Source organism: Pseudomonas sp. SDO5271_S396 (genome assembly GCF_054071795.1).
On the sequence record NZ_JBSVWB010000019.1, the window covers coordinates 68,067 to 84,021 of the forward strand.

The 15,955-nt window shown below is 62.1% G+C and carries 16 protein-coding genes and 1 tRNA gene; 6 read left to right on the top strand and 11 right to left on the bottom strand.

The window, feature by feature from the left end; all coding sequences use genetic code 11:
- Positions 1 to 7: 7 nt before the first annotated feature.
- The 4 genes from ACW9IN_RS15195 to ACW9IN_RS15210 form a co-directional block, all read right to left on the bottom strand.
- Positions 8 to 82, bottom strand: a tRNA-Gln gene (locus ACW9IN_RS15195).
- Positions 83 to 119: 37 nt separating this feature from the next.
- The gene (gene ispE / locus ACW9IN_RS15200; RefSeq protein ID WP_457366686.1) at positions 120 to 923 is read right to left on the bottom strand and encodes a 4-(cytidine 5'-diphospho)-2-C-methyl-D-erythritol kinase; all 804 of its coding nucleotides are present in this window, start codon (positions 921 to 923) and stop codon (positions 120 to 122) included.
- Between the two features lie 49 nt (positions 924 to 972).
- Positions 973 to 1,590, bottom strand: a complete 618-nt coding sequence (lolB, locus tag ACW9IN_RS15205) for a lipoprotein insertase outer membrane protein LolB (protein ID WP_457366657.1) — start codon at positions 1,588 to 1,590, stop codon at positions 973 to 975.
- 4 nt (positions 1,591 to 1,594) lie between these two features.
- Positions 1,595 to 3,319, bottom strand: coding sequence for a tetratricopeptide repeat protein (locus tag ACW9IN_RS15210; protein ID WP_457366658.1), 1,725 nt, complete (start codon positions 3,317 to 3,319; stop codon positions 1,595 to 1,597).
- Between the two features lie 183 nt (positions 3,320 to 3,502).
- Here ACW9IN_RS15210 and hemA point away from each other — a divergent pair, with 183 nt between their 5' ends.
- The 6 genes from hemA to ACW9IN_RS15240 all read left to right on the top strand — a co-directional run bounded on the left by hemA (position 3,503) and on the right by ACW9IN_RS15240 (position 8,882).
- The gene (gene hemA, locus ACW9IN_RS15215; RefSeq protein ID WP_457366659.1) at positions 3,503 to 4,792 is read left to right on the top strand and encodes a glutamyl-tRNA reductase; all 1,290 of its coding nucleotides are present in this window, start codon (positions 3,503 to 3,505) and stop codon (positions 4,790 to 4,792) included.
- On the top strand, positions 4,789 to 5,871 hold the full coding sequence (gene prfA, locus ACW9IN_RS15220; RefSeq protein ID WP_457366660.1) for a peptide chain release factor 1: 1,083 nt from the start codon (positions 4,789 to 4,791) through the stop codon (positions 5,869 to 5,871). The genes hemA and prfA overlap by 4 nt, the downstream gene beginning before the upstream one ends.
- 12 nt (positions 5,872 to 5,883) lie before the next feature.
- On the top strand, positions 5,884 to 6,714 hold the full coding sequence (gene prmC, locus ACW9IN_RS15225; RefSeq protein ID WP_457366661.1) for a peptide chain release factor N(5)-glutamine methyltransferase: 831 nt from the start codon (positions 5,884 to 5,886) through the stop codon (positions 6,712 to 6,714).
- Positions 6,708 to 7,463 (top strand): molybdopterin-synthase adenylyltransferase MoeB, encoded by a 756-nt coding sequence (moeB, locus tag ACW9IN_RS15230; protein ID WP_457366662.1) that lies wholly within the window; start codon positions 6,708 to 6,710, stop codon positions 7,461 to 7,463. The genes prmC and moeB overlap by 7 nt, the downstream gene beginning before the upstream one ends.
- Positions 7,456 to 8,250: a glutamate racemase gene (gene murI / locus ACW9IN_RS15235; protein WP_457366663.1), complete on the top strand. Its 795-nt coding sequence runs from the start codon at positions 7,456 to 7,458 to the stop codon at positions 8,248 to 8,250. Before moeB ends, murI begins: the two co-directional genes overlap by 8 nt.
- 113 nt (positions 8,251 to 8,363) lie before the next feature.
- Complete coding sequence (locus tag ACW9IN_RS15240) at positions 8,364 to 8,882, top strand: acyloxyacyl hydrolase (RefSeq protein WP_457366664.1); 519 nt, start codon at positions 8,364 to 8,366, stop codon at positions 8,880 to 8,882.
- A 226-nt stretch (positions 8,883 to 9,108) separates the two neighbouring features.
- On the opposite strand, the gene ACW9IN_RS15245 is transcribed toward ACW9IN_RS15240, so the two are convergent.
- The 7 genes from ACW9IN_RS15245 to ACW9IN_RS15275 all read right to left on the bottom strand — a co-directional run bounded on the left by ACW9IN_RS15245 (position 9,109) and on the right by ACW9IN_RS15275 (position 15,952).
- The gene (locus tag ACW9IN_RS15245) at positions 9,109 to 9,414 is read right to left on the bottom strand and encodes a YkgJ family cysteine cluster protein (protein WP_457366665.1); all 306 of its coding nucleotides are present in this window, start codon (positions 9,412 to 9,414) and stop codon (positions 9,109 to 9,111) included.
- A gap of 76 nt (positions 9,415 to 9,490) precedes the next feature.
- Positions 9,491 to 10,762: a class I SAM-dependent methyltransferase gene (locus tag ACW9IN_RS15250; protein WP_457366666.1), complete on the bottom strand. Its 1,272-nt coding sequence runs from the start codon at positions 10,760 to 10,762 to the stop codon at positions 9,491 to 9,493.
- Positions 10,749 to 11,558 carry a DUF1365 domain-containing protein gene (locus ACW9IN_RS15255; protein WP_457366667.1) on the bottom strand — a complete coding sequence of 270 codons (810 nt, stop codon included), beginning with the start codon at positions 11,556 to 11,558 and terminating at the stop codon, positions 10,749 to 10,751. The genes ACW9IN_RS15250 and ACW9IN_RS15255 overlap by 14 nt, the downstream gene beginning before the upstream one ends.
- Complete coding sequence (locus ACW9IN_RS15260) at positions 11,555 to 12,802, bottom strand: NAD(P)/FAD-dependent oxidoreductase (RefSeq protein ID WP_457366668.1); 1,248 nt, start codon at positions 12,800 to 12,802, stop codon at positions 11,555 to 11,557. The genes ACW9IN_RS15255 and ACW9IN_RS15260 overlap by 4 nt, the downstream gene beginning before the upstream one ends.
- A complete protein-coding gene (locus ACW9IN_RS15265) occupies positions 12,799 to 13,584 on the bottom strand; it encodes an SDR family NAD(P)-dependent oxidoreductase (protein WP_457366669.1) in 786 nt (261 codons plus the stop codon). Before ACW9IN_RS15265 ends, ACW9IN_RS15260 begins: the two co-directional genes overlap by 4 nt.
- Positions 13,577 to 15,022: a deoxyribodipyrimidine photo-lyase gene (phrB, locus tag ACW9IN_RS15270; protein ID WP_457366670.1), complete on the bottom strand. Its 1,446-nt coding sequence runs from the start codon at positions 15,020 to 15,022 to the stop codon at positions 13,577 to 13,579. Before phrB ends, ACW9IN_RS15265 begins: the two co-directional genes overlap by 8 nt.
- On the bottom strand, positions 15,023 to 15,952 hold the full coding sequence (locus tag ACW9IN_RS15275) for a MerR family transcriptional regulator (RefSeq protein WP_457366687.1): 930 nt from the start codon (positions 15,950 to 15,952) through the stop codon (positions 15,023 to 15,025). It lies immediately after the preceding gene.
- Positions 15,953 to 15,955 lie beyond the last annotated feature (3 nt).

Here is a 15,955-nt window from a genome sequence, read left to right on the forward strand (position 1 = left end):
AGGAAAATGGCAGGGGCGGCTGGATTCGAACCAACGCATGGCAGGATCAAAACCTGCTGCCTTACCGCTTGGCGACGCCCCTGTATCTGTTGCAACGAGTACCCAGTACTCGGTTCCTTTTAGAGCAGACTTTGCAGCTTGCGATGCAACATCGAAACGTTGCTTCCCTTTGCTACAAACCCTGTAAGGGTCTCTGTAAGAAGGGCCGAGACTTTATCAGCTTCAGCTTTGCTTGGGAAGCCCCCAAACACACAACTTCCAGTTCCGGTTAATTTTGCTTCGGTAAATTTACCTAACAAATTCAAAGCGTTACGTACCTCTGGATAACGCCTTGCTACAACCGGTAAGCAGTCATTTCGACTGTTTCCCTTGGGAACGGGGCGCACTTTAATGGGCTCCGAGTTACGTGTCAACAGTGGATCTGAAAAAATTTCTGCTGTACTTACAGAGACTTGCGGAACAAGCACGACATACCAAGGCTCTTCGGGGTATTCGGGGCTGAGTTTCTCCCCGACGCCCTCGGCAAAAGCCGCGTGGCCCCGCACGAAAACCGGGACGTCGGCGCCCAGTGTCAGGCCCAGTGCGGCGAGGCGATCTTCGTCCCAGCCCAGTTGCCACAGGTGATTCAAACCCAGCAATGTGGTCGCGGCATTCGAACTGCCGCCCCCTATACCGCCGCCCATGGGCAGGATCTTGTCGATCCGGATGTCGATGCCCAGTGTGCAGCCGGATTGTTCCTGAAGTTTTTTCGCGGCCCGCACGATCAGGTTGCTGTCGTGGGGTACGCCGTCGAATTCGGTGTGCAACCGGATCACGCCATCGTCGCGCAGGGCGAAGGTCAGCTCGTCGCCGTAGTCGAGGAACTGAAACAGCGTCTGCAATTCGTGGTAGCCGTCTTCACGGCGCCCGAGAATGTGCAGCATCAGATTGAGTTTGGCCGGGGAGGGCAGGGTCAGGGTCTGTGCGCTCACGTTATTGCCCCAGCTTGCGCGGTTGCCAGTCCTTGATCACCAGCGTGACGTCAAGGTCGGTGCCATGCAGCTTGATGCGTTCCGGCAACCAGTAACCGTTCTGTTGGACGTAGCTCGAGTACTCGACCTGCCAACCGTCCTGCTCCAGCGTAGCCAGGCGGCTGTCGCCATTGAGGCTCAGGCGGCTTTTGCTGTCGGGCGCGGGCAGGCCGCGCACCCACCAGACCAGGTGCGATACCGGCAGTTTCCAGCCGATCTGCTCTTCCAGCAGTGCTTCGGGTGAGGTCGCTTCGTAGCGGCCCTGGTTGGCCACCTCGAGGCTCACTTGCCCCGGCCGGCCGGTCAGGCGAGCCGCGCCACGCCCCAACGGGCCGGACAGGCGAATATCGTAGTAATCCTGGCGTTGCAGCCAGAACAGGGTGCCGCTGCCCGAGTCTTTCGGGGCGCGCACGCCGACTTTGCCTTCGATCTGCCAACCGTCGATGCTGGCGAGCTGGTCCTTGTGCTGCTGCCATTGCGCCGGGTTGCCCTGGCCCTCGACGGCTTCACGACTGCCGATGCCCGCGCAACCGGCGAGCAGGGCGATGAGACTGAACACTACAACGTGGCGCAAGAACATAAGCTTAGAGGGTCTCGGATCCGGTCAGGCGCTTGATGGTGCTGCGCAGGATAGGGCTTTCGGGTTGTTCCTTGAGGAATTTTTCCCAGATTTGTCGTGCTTCCCGTTGTTTGCCATTGGCCCACAGTACTTCTCCCAGGTGAGCAGCGACTTCCTGGTCGGGAAAGCGTTCCAGTGCCTGGCGCAGCAGGCGTTCGGCCTCGTCCAGGTTGCCCAGGCGGTAATTCACCCAGCCCAGGCTGTCGAGCACGGCCGGGTCTTCCGGGTTGAGCTTGTGGGCTTGCTCGATCAGTACTTTGGCTTCGGCGTAGCGCGTGGTGCGATCGGACAGGGTGTAGCCCAGGGCGTTGAGGGCCATCGCGTTGTCCGGGTCGCGCTTGATGATCAGGCGCAGGTCCTTTTCCATCTGCGCCAGGTCATTACGTTTTTCCGCCTGCATCGCGCGGGTGTACAGCAGGTTCAAATCATCGGGGAATTGCAGCAACGCCTGCTGCAGCAGTTTCCAGGCGCGTTCGCCCTGATTGTTGGCCGACAGGGTTTCGGCCTGGATCAAGTACAGCTGGATCGCGTAGTCCGGTTCGGCATCACGCGCCGCGGCCAGGCGTTTTTCCGCCTCGTCGGTGCGACCGTTGCTCATCAGGATGTCAGCCTGGCGCAATTGGGCCGGCAGGTAGTCATTGCCAGGGCCGACTTGTGCGTATTCCAACAGAGCGGCTTGCGGGTCGTTGCGCTCCTCGGCGATGCGGCCAAGGTTCAAGTGCGCCGAATCCACATGGCTTTCCCGGGCGATCAAGTCTTCCAGGTAGCCCCTGGCCTCGTCCCAGGCCTTGGCTTCCAGGCAGACCAGTGCCAGGGAATAGCGCAGTTCGTCGTCGTCCGGGTATTGCTGGACCAGGTTGGCGAACTGCACTTTGGCGTCCTCCATGCGGTCCTGTTCCACCAGCATGCGCGCGTAGGTCAGGCGCAGGCGCTTGTCGTCCGGGTACTTCTTGATGCTTTTTTCCAGCAGCGGAATCGCTTCCTTGCCACGGTTGAGGTTTTGCAGCAGGCGCGCGCGCAGCAGGATCGGTGCGATCTCACCCTCTTCCGGCGGGTTCTGCTCCAATAGCTTCAAGGCGGCTTCGGCTTCGTCATCCTGTTGCAGCAACAAGGCCTTGCCGAAAATCAGCTGGCTGTTCCTGGGGTGTTTTTGCAGCAGGCGGTCGAAACTCTTCATCAGGCCGTTGCGCGTGTCCTGGTCGGTGTCGGCTGCCGACAGCGCGAGGAAGTCGAAATGGGTGTCGCCCTTGCCCTGCAGGACTTTCTCCATATAGACCATGGAGTCGTCATACCGCCCGGCCCGCGCCAGTTGAACGGCTGCCGCGCGCTGCGCTTCGAGGTCGTCCGGGGCGTTTTTGGCCCAGATCAGCGATGTGTCCAGCGCGGCCTGGTCGGCACCCAGGTACTCGGCGATGCGAAATGCACGCTCGGAAATACCCGGATCCTGAGTGTTGATGGCCTGCGTCACGTAGTTATCCAGCGCAATGTCGAAGCGATTGCGCTGGCCGGCCAGTTCCGCGGTCAGCAGGCTGTACACCGTTTCTTCACTGAACGATGAATAAGCCTTGGGCTTTTCAGGGGCGGGAGTGCTGTCCTCGACCGGCGGGGTACCGTCCGGCGACACGGGGGCCAAGGCCTGGCAGCCGCTGAGGAAGACAAAAGCAAGGAGCAACGCGGAAGATCTATTCATATAGGGAAGAGGACGACTAACCTGCGGTCGGATCATCATGACACAAGCCTTCGGCCAAACATAACCGAGTCTCAATGGATGCCTTTATAGGCACAAGGCATTAGGACAATAGACGACGGTGGTTGTTCTGGATCTTTCGAAGTAGGACAATTGTCGGCTTCCCGACATCATCAGCGATATTGAATGGCCTTTCTCGCACTCGGTATTAACCACAAGACTGCTTCCGTAGACGTGCGCGAGCGCGTGGCGTTCACGCCAGAGCAGTTGGTTGAGGCCTTGCAGCAGCTCTGCCGGCTGACCGACAGCCGCGAAGCCGCGATCCTTTCGACCTGCAATCGCAGCGAACTCTATATAGAGCAGGAGCATCTTTCGGCGGATGTGGTGCTGCGCTGGCTGGCCGATTATCACCATTTGAGCCTCGATGACCTGCGCGCGAGCGCTTATGTGCACGAAGAGGATGCGGCAGTTCGTCACATGATGCGTGTGGCGGCCGGGCTGGATTCGCTGGTGCTGGGTGAGCCGCAGATCCTCGGCCAGATGAAGTCCGCCTACGCCGTGGCCCGCGAGGCCGGCACCGTCGGCCCGCTGTTGGGGCGCCTGTTCCAGGCCACGTTCAATTCGGCCAAGCAGGTGCGCACCGACACGGCCATCGGCGAGAACCCGGTGTCGGTGGCCTTTGCCGCCGTCAGCCTGGCCAAACAGATTTTCAGCGACTTGCAGCGCAGCCAGGCCCTGCTGATCGGCGCCGGTGAGACCATCACCCTGGTCGCCCGTCACCTGCACGACCTGGGCGTGAAGCGTATCGTGGTGGCCAACCGCACGCTGGAGCGCGCAAGCATCCTTGCCGAAGAGTTCGGTGCCCATGCGGTATTGCTGGCCGACATCCCGGCTGAACTGGTGCGCAGCGATATCGTGATCAGCTCCACCGCCAGCCAGTTGCCGATCCTGGGCAAGGGCGCGGTGGAAAGCGCCTTGAAGCTGCGCAAGCACAAGCCGATTTTCATGGTGGATATCGCCGTTCCCCGGGATATCGAGCCAGAAGTCGGCGAGTTGGACGACGTTTATCTCTACAGCGTCGATGATTTGCACGAGGTGGTCGCCGAAAACCTCAAGAGCCGTCAGGGCGCTGCCCAGGCCGCCGAGGAAATGGTCAGCACCGGCGCCGAAGACTTCATGGTGCGCCTGCGTGAACTGGCCGCCGTCGACGTGCTCAAGGCCTACCGTCAGCAAGGTGAACGCCTGCGCGACGAAGAACTGCTCAAGGCCCAGCGCCTGCTCGCCAATGGCAGCAGTGCCGAGGAGGTGCTGATGCAATTGGCCCGTGGCCTGACCAACAAATTGCTCCACGCGCCCAGCGTGCAGTTGAAAAAGCTTACCGCCGAAGGCCGCCTCGATGCGCTGGCCATGGCCCAGGAACTCTTTGCCCTCGGTGAGGGCGCGTCAGACAGCTCTTCGGATAAAAAACCGCAATGAAAGCGTCACTGCTCAATAAACTGGACGTGCTCCAGGACCGTTTCGAAGAACTGACCGCCTTGCTCGGCGATGGCGAGGTCATCTCCGATCAGACCAAGTTCCGCGCCTACTCCAAGGAATACGCCGAAGTTGAGCCTGTCGTGGCCGCGTATAAAAACCTGCTGAAAGTGCAGGCAGATCTAGAGGGTGCCCAGGCGTTGCTCAAGGACAGCGACCCTGACATGCGGGAAATGGCCGTGGAAGAGGCCCGCGAAGCCAAGGAAAAACTCGCCGAGCTCGAAGGCGACCTGCAACGCATGCTGCTGCCCAAGGACCCCAACGACGGGCGCAACGTGTTCCTCGAAATTCGCGCCGGTACCGGCGGCGATGAAGCGGCGATTTTCTCCGGCGACCTGTTCCGCATGTACTCGCGTTATGCCGAACGTCGTGGCTGGCGGGTGGAGATCCTGTCCGAAAGCGAGGGCGAACACGGCGGCTTTAAAGAAGTCATCGCCCGGGTGGAAGGCGACAACGTGTACGGCAAGCTCAAGTTCGAGTCCGGCGCGCACCGCGTGCAACGGGTGCCGGCGACGGAATCCCAGGGCCGTATCCATACTTCCGCCTGCACCGTGGCGGTATTGCCCGAGCCGGACGAACAGGAAGCCATCGAAATCAACCCGGCGGACCTGCGCATCGATACCTACCGCTCGTCGGGTGCCGGTGGTCAGCACGTCAACAAGACCGACTCCGCGATCCGCATCACCCACTTGCCATCGGGCATCGTGGTGGAGTGCCAGGAAGAGCGCTCCCAGCACAAGAACCGGGCCCGGGCCATGTCCTGGCTGTCGGCCAAGCTCAACGACCAGCAGACCAGCGCCGCCGCCAATGCGATTGCCAGCGAGCGTAAATTGCTGGTGGGCTCGGGCGATCGCTCCGAGCGCATTCGCACCTATAACTATGCCCAGGGGCGGGTCACCGATCATCGGGTCAACCTCACCCTTTATTCCCTGGACGAGATTCTTGCCGGTGGCGTCGAGGCGGTGATCGAGCCGTTACTCGCCGAATACCAGGCTGACCAACTGGCAGCGATCGGTGAATAAACAGGTGAATAAATGACCATCATCGCCAGCCTGCTGCGCGCCGCCGACCTGCCCGACTCGCCCACTGCGCGTCTGGATGCGGAGTTGTTGCTGGCCGCCGCCCTGGGCAAGTCACGCAGCTATCTGCACACCTGGCCGGAAAAAATCGTCAGCACCGAGCACGCCCTGACCTTTGCCGACTACCTGCAACGCCGTCGTGGCGGCGAGCCCGTGGCTTATATTCTCGGCCAGCAGGGCTTCTGGAAACTGGACCTGGAGGTCGCACCGCACACCCTGATCCCGCGTCCGGACACCGAACTGCTGGTGGAAGCCGCGCTGGAGTTGTTGCCGGCCACGCCCACCCGGGTGCTCGACCTGGGCACCGGCAGTGGTGCGATTGCCCTGGCCCTGGCCAGCGAGCGTCCGGCCTGGCAGGTGACGGCGGTCGACCGTGTGCTGGAAGCCGTGGCCCTGGCCGAGCGCAACCGCCAGCGCTTGCACCTCAACAATGCGACGGTGCTGAACAGCCACTGGTTCAGCGCTCTGCAAGGCCGCACCTACGACTTGATCATCAGCAACCCGCCTTACATTGCCGACAATGACCCGCACCTGGTGGCGGGCGATGTGCGTTTCGAACCGGCCAGTGCGCTGGTAGCCGGCCACGATGGGCTGGACGACCTGCGCCTGATCGTCCAGCAGGCCCCGGCCCACCTGGCGGCGGGCGGTTGGCTGTTGCTGGAACACGGTTACGCCCAGGCCCCGGCAGTACGGGACCTGATGCTGAGCCGGGGTTTTGAAGAGGTCCACAGCCGTATCGACCTCGGCGGCCACGAACGCATCACCTTGGGACGCCACCCGTGCTGACCGATCAGGAGCTGTTGCGCTATAGCCGGCAGATTCTGTTGCAGCATGTCGACATCGACGGCCAATTGCGCCTCAAAAACGCTCGAGCGCTGATCATCGGCCTGGGTGGCCTGGGCGCGCCGGTGGCGTTGTACCTGGCCGCTGCCGGTGTGGGCGAGTTGCACCTGGCGGACTTTGACACCGTCGACCTGACCAACCTGCAACGCCAGATCATCCATGACACCGACAGCGTCGGGCAGACCAAGGTCGACTCGGCCCTGCGTCGACTCGGCGCCATCAACCCCGAGATCAGCCTGGTTGCCCATCGCCGCGCCCTGGATGCCGATTCCCTCGCGGCAGCCGTGGCGGCGGTGGACGTGGTGCTCGATTGCAGCGACAACTTCTCCACCCGCGAAGCCGTCAACGCTGCGTGCGTCGCCGCCGGCAAACCGTTGGTCAGCGGCGCGGCGATTCGCCTGGAAGGGCAGTTGTCGGTGTTCGACCCGCGTCGTGCCGAGAGCCCGTGCTACCACTGTTTATACGGGCACGGCAGCGACACCGAACTGACTTGCAGCGAAGCCGGTGTGGTCGGCCCGTTGGTGGGCGTGGTCGGCAGCCTGCAAGCCCTGGAGGCCCTGAAGTTGCTGGCCGGTTTTGGCGAGCCGCTGGTGGGCCGCCTGCTGTTGGTCGATGCGCTGAACACGCGCTTTCGCGAGTTGCGCGTCAAGCGTGATCCGGCTTGCAGTGTCTGCGGGAGCCAACATGCTTAAGGACGCGCCCATCGGCGTGTTCGATTCCGGCATCGGTGGCTTGTCGGTGCTGGATGAAATCCAGCAATTGCTGCCCCATGAATCATTGCTGTACGTGGCCGATTGCGGGCACATCCCCTATGGAGAGAAAACCCCGGCGTTCATTCTCGAACGCTCGCGACGGGTCGCCGAGTTTTTCCGTGGGCAGGGCGCCAAGGCGTTCGTGATCGCCTGCAACACGGCGACGGTCGCTGCCGTCGCCGACCTGCGTCAGGATTATCCTGATTGGCCCTTGGTGGGCATGGAGCCTGCGGTCAAACCCGCAGCCGCGGCGACTCGCAGTGGTGTGGTCGGCGTGTTGGCCACCACTGGCACCTTGCAAAGCGCCAAGTTCGCTGCGCTGCTCGACCGCTTTGCCACCGACGTGAAGGTCGTCACCCAGCCCTGTCCGGGCCTGGTGGAACTGATTGAAACCGGCGATCTGAACAGCCCCGCCCTGCGTCAGCTGTTGCAAGGCTATATCGAGCCGCTGCTTGGCGCCGGCTGCGACACCATCATCCTCGGCTGCACCCACTACCCTTTCCTAAAGCCACTACTGGCGCAAATGCTGCCCCCCAACATCATCCTGATCGACACCGGCGCGGCGGTGGCCCGTCAGCTCAAGCGCCTGCTGGGCGAGCGTGACCTGCTGGCCAGCGGCCCCTCCGGATCTGCACAGTTCTGGACCAGCGGTGATGCGGATCATCTAAGAAATATCCTACCGACTCTATGGAAATATCCCGGCGTTGTGCGAAGCTTTCGAGCGTGAAAAATTCGTGAAATACCGGGGTTGTAAGCTGGAACTTCTGTCTGCACGCCAGCTTCTATAGCGAGATAGTCAGCACAAAACCATAAAACGTCGTTCTCAAAGGATTGTTTCTTATGAAGCGCTTGTTCTGTTTGGCCGCGATTGCGGCCGTAGTAGTGGGACACTCGGTTTCGGCGCAGGCCGCCGGCCTGGAGTTGGGGGTGGGGAGTACCAGTGATTCGACCATGACTTATCGGCTGGGGCTGACATCGGACTGGGATAAAAGTTGGTGGCAAAGCGATACGGGTCGTTTGACCGGCTACTGGAGCGGCGCCTACACCTATTGGGACGGTGACAAGCGCGCCAGCGTCAGCAGCCTGTCGTTCTCGCCGGTGTTTGTGTATGAGTTCGCCGGGCAATCGGTCAAACCCTACATCGAGGCGGGGATCGGTGTGGCAGTGTTCTCGCGCACGCGGGTCGAAGACAACAACATCGGCCAGGCTTTCCAGTTCGAAGACCGCCTGGGTTTCGGCCTGCGCTTTGCCGGCGGGCATGAAGTGGGCATTCGCGCCACGCACTATTCCAACGCGGGCATCAGCAGCAACAACGATGGGGTAGAGAGCTACTCGCTGCACTACACCTTGCCGCTGTAAATACGCCAATCCCTGCAGGAGCCGGCTTGAACTGGCGAGGCCGAGGTGAGGCTATCGCAGGCAAGCCGGCTCCCACAGGGGGGGGCGGTGTCAGGGAAAATTCTGCCGGCAGGGCCATTGTGGCGGGCGCTTTCTGGCCAACCATGTAGCTCCAATGTGGGAGCTGGCTTGCCTGCGAAGACGGCGGCATGGCGAGCAGAGAGTCTGCCAAGACAGTCGCTCGCGATCAGCGATACGCCGTTGCAATACCCTGGCGTTCCTCCAGGCACTCCGGCGCGCCCATTTCGAATTCCCTGCAAATCAGCGGTCGCAGCGCGTAGATCGTGCACCTCATGGTGTCCCGGTCCAGGGCCGCGCACCAACCATCATCCAGACGCAGCATCACTTCGCCGCCCCAATCGTCGGTATCGATATAGCGCTGCGGCACGCCGGTGTCGGTGATCAACATGACTTCCAGCTGGCAGCAGCAGGCCGCGCATGTCGAGCAGGTGACGGCGGGTTCGGCGATCTGGGTGTGGGGGATCTTGAGCATGGCGCGCAGCTTCCAGCTTTAGGCCGCAAGCTGCAAGTTAAAGCAGCGCCGCTGGTCGCTTGGGCTGCGCTGCCGGTCAGGCATCGAAGCGCCCGAGCAGTGGCGGGTTGATCGCCGAGGGCTTGGCCAGCAGCAATTGCGCGGTGCCGATAGTGCGCTCCATGAAGCCGCCTTCGCAGTAGCACAGGTAAAACTCCCACAGCCGCAGGAAATACTCGTCGTAGCCCAACTCCCCCAAGCGAACGTGGGCGCGGCGAAAGTTCTCGTGCCACAGGCGCAGCGTGCGGGCGTAGTGCAGGCCGAAATCTTCCATGTGCAGCAGGTTCATGTCGGTGTCGCGGCTGACGATCTGCAACATGTTCTGCACACAGGGCAGGGCGCCGCCGGGGAAAATATAGCGCTGGATGAAGTCGACGCTGCGCCTGGCCTGCTCGAAACGTTGTTCGCGAATGGTGATGGCTTGCAGCAACATCAGGCCGTCGCGCTTGAGCAGGTGCGCGCACTGTTTGAAGTAGGTCGGCAGGAAACGATGGCCGACCGCCTCGACCATCTCGATGGACACCAGCTTGTCGTACTGGCCGGTCAGGTCGCGGTAGTCCTGCAACAGTACCGTTACCTGTGCCTGCAAGCCCAAGGCTTCGACGCGTTTCGTGGTGTAGGCGAACTGTTCTTTGGACAGGGTCGTGGTGGTGACCGCGCACCCGTAATGCTGCGCTGCATACAATGCCATGCTGCCCCAGCCGGTGCCGATCTCCAGCAAGTGGTCGGTGGGTTTGAGCGACAGCTTCTGGCAGATGCGCTCCAGCTTGTTCAGTTGTGCCTGTTCCAGGCTGTCATCGGGCGACAGGAACTGCGCCGCCGAATACATCATGGTCGGGTCCAGAAACGCTTCGAATAGCTCATTGCCCAGGTCGTAATGGGCCGCGATGTTTTTCTGCGAGCCCTTGCGCGTGTTGCGGTTGAGCCAATGCAGCGCCTGGGTGAACGGGCGTGCCAGCCGAGCCAGGCCACTTTCCATCGCGTCGAGCACTTCCAGGTTGCTGACCATCACGCGCACCACCGCCGTCAGGTCCGGGCTGCTCCAGTAACCGTGGATGAACGCCTCGCCCGCACCGATGGAGCCGTTGGCCGCGACCAGGCCCCACACCGCCGGGTCAAGAACCTGGATCTCGCCCAGCAGGCTGGATTCCCGGGCGCCGAACACTTGACGCTCGCCCTCCTCGATCAGCACCAGTTGGCCGTGACGCAGTTGGCCGAGCTGGCGCAGCACCGCCTTGCGCAGCAGGGCGCAGGTCACGCCGTTGACGTTCAGACGATGGGGTTTGACCGATAAGCTAGGGGATTTCATGGCGGCGATCCTTGGAAGACCCGACAGCGGTACGAGAGCCGCCATCGGCGGCCTGATGGGGAAAAATCGGTGTGCGTTTGAGCAACAGGCGCAGGGCTTGCCAGTAGATCGCAAGACCGGTCTTGGCGGTCATCCACGGAAAGCGCAGGAGATAGCGATGCAGGCTGGCGCGGTTCAGCGCTTCCCTTTGCAGACTGAGGGTGGCGTCGAAGACTTTTTGCGTGCCTTGCCAGTCGGCCATGTGCACGCCCAGCCGGGCGGCGGGCGCGCTGAAACTCATACGGTATTCCAGGTCGCGGGGCAAAAACGGTGACACATGAAACGCCTTGGCCACGGCAAAATGCTGATGCTCACCCAAGTCGAGGGCCATGGCCGGCAACACGTAGTGGTAGCGCTCGCGCCATGGGGTGTTTGTCACTTCACACAGGATCGCGGCCAATCGTCCGTCGGCCTCGAAGCAGTAGAAGAAACTCACAGGGTTAAAAGCCAGGCCCCAACTGCGGGCCTGGGTCAGTAGGCAGATTACGCCCCGGGGCGTATGCCCCAGTGCCTTGCCGACTTCCTGGCGCACGGCATCAATCAAGCTCATGCCGCTGCGCGTCCATTCACGCAGGTAATCCTGCTGACGAAAACCGAAGGGGGCCAGCCAACTGCGCCCGGCCAGGGGCGAAAGCCCGAGCACTTCGTGTTCTTCGCTCAAATCCAGGTACAGCAGGCCGATGCGGTAGCGAAAGGCATGGGCCTTGGGCGCAAACCGGCGATGGGCGATCCAGCCGCTGTACAGGGCACTGTTCACAAGTGCTCTCCAAAGGCTCCAGCCACGCGCAACGCGCTGGTGACGCCGTCTTCGTGAAAACCGTTGGCCCAGTAGGCGCCGCAATAAAAGGTATGGCGTGTGCCGAACAACTCTTCCCAGCGCTGTTGGGCGGCCACCGCCGCGAGGCTGTATTGCGGATGGGCATAGGTATGCCGGGAGAGGACTTTCTGCGGGTCGATCAGGGGCGTCTGGTTGAGGCTGACGCAAAAGGTCGTGGCGCTGTGGATGCCTTGCAGAATGTTCATGTCATACGTCACCGCCGCGCGACTTTGCGTATGGCTGTTCAGGCGATAATTCCAGCTGGCCCAGGCCAGTTTGCGTGCGGGCAACAGGCGCGTATCGGTGTGCAGCACCACGTCGTTGTCGGCGTAGGGCAGGGCGCCGAGAATGTCCTGTTCGGCCTGGCTGGGGTCGGCGAGCAACGCCAGGGCCTGGTCGCTGTGGCAGGCGAAGATGACCTTGTCGAAGGCTTCGGTTCCGGCAGCGCTGTGGACAAGCACGCCCTGTGCATCGCGATCGACCAGATGCACAGGGCAATTCAAGCGTATCTGTTTGTGAAAACCGCGGGTCAGAGGCTCGATGTACTGACTGGAGCCGCCCTCGATCACGCACCACTGCGGCCGATTGTTCACTGAGAGCAAGCCGTGGTTCTTGAAGAACCGCACAAAGAACTGCAGCGGAAACTTCAGCATGTCCACCAAGGACATCGACCAGATCGCCGCACCCATCGGCATGATGTAATGCAGGGTGAATCGCGGGCCGTAGCCTTTTGCCTCAAGGTAGTTGCCCAAGGTCATGTCGGCGTCGATGCGCTGTTGCTCCAGGTCCAGGGGAGCCTCGCGGTTGAACCGCAGGATGTCGCGCAACATGCCCCAGAAACCCGGCGACAGCAGGTTGCGCCGTTGTGCGAACAGGCTGTTGAGGTTATTGCCGTTGTATTCGAAGCCGGTGTTTTCGTCGCACACCGAAAAGCTCATCTCGGTGGGTTTGAAACGTACACCGATCTGCTCCAGCAGGCGCATGAAGTGCGGATAGGTCCAGTCGTTGAACACGATGAAACCGGTGTCCACCGCATGGTTTTTGCCATCGACAGTGACGTTGACCGTATGGGTATGCCCGCCGATGCGCTCGCCCGCTTCGAACAGGGTGATGTCGTGACGGCGGCTGAGCAGGTAGGCGCTGGTCAAGCCGGAAATGCCACTGCCGATGATGGCGATCTTCACGGCGTGTCCTTCTTCGGTGGCGAACTGCGCAGCATGCGTTTGCCGATGATCAACTGCGCGCGGTTCGGCAGTTTCGACAGCGGCCACAGCGCGGCGATGAACAGTGCGGGGAAGGCAATTTCCAGCGGGCGTTTTTGCAACTGGGCAAAGATATGCCGCGCGGCCTTGTCGGCAGGCCAGCTCAGGGGCATCGGGAAGTCATTGCGTTGGGTCAGCGGGGTGTCGACGAAGCCCGGGCTGATCACCGTGACATCGATGTTTTCCGGCGACAGGCTGATGCGCAGGGACTCGAACAGGTAACGCAAACCGGCTTTGGACGCGCCATAGGCCTCGGCCCGGGGCATCGGCAGATAGGTCACCGCGCTGGCGAGACCGACCAGATGGGGCATGTGCCCGGCGCGCAGCAGCGGCAGTGCGGCTTCGATGCAGTAACTGCTGGCCAGCAGGTTGGTGCGCACCACATGCTCGATGATCGACGAGTCGAACTGGCGCGCGTCTACGTATTCACAGGTGCCTGCGTTGAGGATCACGGTGTCCAGTGCGCCCCAGGCGCTGGCGATGTGTTCGCCGATTTCGCGCACGGTCTGGCTGTCGGTCAGGTCGCCCGCCACGACCAGCACTCTTCCCGGGTAATGTTTCGCCAGGGTTTCCAGCGGCGCCTTGGTGCGCGAGCTGACCGCGACATGGGCGCCGCTCTCGAGCAGTTCGATAGCCAGTGCGGCGCCGATGCCGCTGCTGGCGCCGGTCAGCCAGTAACGACGAGGCGTGGTGGACTCACTCATGCTCGGCTCCGATGGCTTGGCGCGATGGCAGGCTGCGGAATGCGGCCAGGGCGCGCTCGCGGGATTTTTTCAGATCGACGATGGCGCGCGGGTAATCCGCCACGCCGAACAAACCGCCGACGGCCTCGGGGTTGTGCACTTCCTTCTTGTTCAGCGCGGCCAGTTCCGGCAGCCAGTGCTTGATGAACACGCCTTCGCTGTCGAATTTTTCCGATTGGCTCAAGGGGCTGAAAATACGGAAGTACGGCGCCGAGTCGGTGCCGGTGGACGAACTCCATTGCCAGCCACCGTTGTTGGCCGCCAGATCGCCATCGATCAGGTGGCGCATGAAGAAGCGCTCGCCTTCGCGCCAGTCGATCAGCAGGTTCTTGGTCAGGAACATTGCCACCACCATGCGCAGGCGGTTGTGCATCCAGCCGGTCTCCAGCAGTTGGCGCATGGCCGCATCGATGATCGGCAGGCCGGTGCGCGCTTCCTGCCAGGCGGCCAGGTCCTTGGGCGCGTTGCGCCAGGCCACGGCTTCGGTCTCGGGGCGAAACGCGCGGTGGCGGGACACCCGTGGGTAGCCCACCAGAATGTGTTTGTAGAATTCGCGCCACAACAGCTCATTGATCCAGGTGACGGCGCCCAGGTCGCCGCTTTCGAACTCGCCCTGGTTGGTTTGCAATGCGGCGTGCAGGCATTGGCGTGGCGACACCACGCCTGCGGCAAGGTAGGCCGACAGCTGGCTGGTGCCGGGCTTGGCAGGGAAGTCCCGTTCGTCCTTGTAGTAGCTGATCTGCTGGTCGGCGAAAGCGTCGAGGCGCCGACGGGCTTCTTCTTCACCGGCAGGCCAGAGCGCGCGCAGTGCCTCGCTGGGCGGGGCGAAGCCATCGACGGTTTGCGGGACCGGGTCGCTTTTCAGGTTGAGTCTCGCCTGGGCTTTGGGCGCGGTCACCAGACGCGGCAAGCTGCTGTGCAATCGCGTGTAGCACACCTTGCGGAACTGGCTGAACACCTGGAAGTAGGAGCCGGTTTTGGTCAGTACACTGCCGGGCTGGAAAAACAGCTGGTCCAGGTAGCTGTGAAAGCTCACGCCCTGGGCTTCCAGCGCCAGGGTCACCGCCGCGTCGCGACGGCTTTCATGAATGCCGTATTCCTCATTGACGTGCACCGATTCCACCGAGAGTTCGCGGCACAACCCGCTCAGTACATCGGGTGCCTGGTCCCAGGTCGCGGCGGTGCGGATCAGCAGCGGGATATTCAACTCGCCCAGCGTTTGGCTGAGGGCTTGCAGGTTGCGCAGCCAGAAGTCAACTTTGCACGGTGCATCATCGTGGGCCAGCCATTGTTCGGGCGTGATCAAGTACACAGCCGCCATCGGGCCGCGCTGACTGGCGGCGGTCAGGGCTGTGTTGTCGTGAAGGCGCAGGTCGGTGCGCAGCCAGATCAGATGCATTTAGATAAGCCCACGCTGGATCAGGGTTTGATGGGCCGACAACAGGGTCTCGGCCATGAACAATTCCGGGAGGTCACGGGCTAATACCGTCAACTCGGCCTGATGGATGCATACCGTTGGTCCGACGATCAACAGCGGGCAGCCGACGCCGCCCAGCAATTTGGTAAAGGTCGGCAGGTGCATGGCCTTGCTCGAATACAGCAGCACCGCGCGCGGTTGCAGGCGCTCCACCGCCAGGGCCAGTTCGCCAGCGGGCAGCGGCCAATCGAAAACCTCCACCGGGCAATCGGCACTGCTGACGAGCCAGGCGCTCAGCCACAGATGCGGCTCCAGTGGCAGGTCGGAATGGTTGATCAGCAACAGCGGCGCGCCGTGCAACTGACGATTGTTGTGGTAGATGCGTGCGCCGAATTTGCTGCGCAACCAGGACAGGAAAAACACCCGCTCCATCTGCGCGCCGAACTGGCCCTGCCAGCGCTGTTCGAGCTCCTCCAGCAACGGCAGTAACAGTTGCTCACACAGGGTGCGCGGCGGGTAGAGCGCCATGGCCTGGTTGAAGGCATCGTCGACCCGGCGCTCGGTCAGTTCGCTGATGGCCTGCACCAGGTTTTGACGCAAGGTATGCCATTCGCTTTCGACGGCATCGGGAACGCTCAGGGCGGAGTCGATCAGGCCCTTGACCTGGCTCACCGGCACGCCGCGATTGAGCCAGGTCAGGATGCTGTGGATGCGTTGTACGTGCTCGGCACTGAACAACCGGTGCCCCTTGGGCGTGCGCTGGGGCACGATCAGTCCGTAGCGACGTTCCCAGGCGCGCAGGGTCACGGCATTGACGCCGGTTTGACGCGCCACTTCGCGAATCGGCAACCAGCCCTCTTTGAGGGCTTGGGCGATGTCTTCGCCGGGTTCGTCTTGCAGGGCAGGTTTCATCAT

What these genes read in the sequence shown, in the direction of transcription:
- ACW9IN_RS15245 (WP_457366665.1), bottom strand. Translation starts at nt 9,414, where the DNA reads ATGCTCAAGATCCCCCACACCCAGATCGCCGAACCCGCCGTCACCTGC.
- ACW9IN_RS15275 (WP_457366687.1), bottom strand. Translation starts at nt 15,952, where the DNA reads ATGAAACCTGCCCTGCAAGACGAACCCGGCGAAGACATCGCCCAAGCC.
- hemA (WP_457366659.1), top strand. Translation starts at nt 3,503, where the DNA reads ATGGCCTTTCTCGCACTCGGTATTAACCACAAGACTGCTTCCGTAGAC.
- ACW9IN_RS15265 (WP_457366669.1), bottom strand. Translation starts at nt 13,584, where the DNA reads ATGAGTGAGTCCACCACGCCTCGTCGTTACTGGCTGACCGGCGCCAGC.
- phrB (WP_457366670.1), bottom strand. Translation starts at nt 15,022, where the DNA reads ATGCATCTGATCTGGCTGCGCACCGACCTGCGCCTTCACGACAACACA.
- ACW9IN_RS15240 (WP_457366664.1), top strand. Translation starts at nt 8,364, where the DNA reads ATGAAGCGCTTGTTCTGTTTGGCCGCGATTGCGGCCGTAGTAGTGGGA.
- ispE (WP_457366686.1), bottom strand. Translation starts at nt 923, where the DNA reads ATGCTGCACATTCTCGGGCGCCGTGAAGACGGCTACCACGAATTGCAG.
- lolB (WP_457366657.1), bottom strand. Translation starts at nt 1,590, where the DNA reads ATGTTCTTGCGCCACGTTGTAGTGTTCAGTCTCATCGCCCTGCTCGCC.
- prfA (WP_457366660.1), top strand. Translation starts at nt 4,789, where the DNA reads ATGAAAGCGTCACTGCTCAATAAACTGGACGTGCTCCAGGACCGTTTC.
- ACW9IN_RS15250 (WP_457366666.1), bottom strand. Translation starts at nt 10,762, where the DNA reads ATGAAATCCCCTAGCTTATCGGTCAAACCCCATCGTCTGAACGTCAAC.
- murI (WP_457366663.1), top strand. Translation starts at nt 7,456, where the DNA reads ATGCTTAAGGACGCGCCCATCGGCGTGTTCGATTCCGGCATCGGTGGC.
- ACW9IN_RS15210 (WP_457366658.1), bottom strand. Translation starts at nt 3,319, where the DNA reads ATGAATAGATCTTCCGCGTTGCTCCTTGCTTTTGTCTTCCTCAGCGGC.
- prmC (WP_457366661.1), top strand. Translation starts at nt 5,884, where the DNA reads ATGACCATCATCGCCAGCCTGCTGCGCGCCGCCGACCTGCCCGACTCG.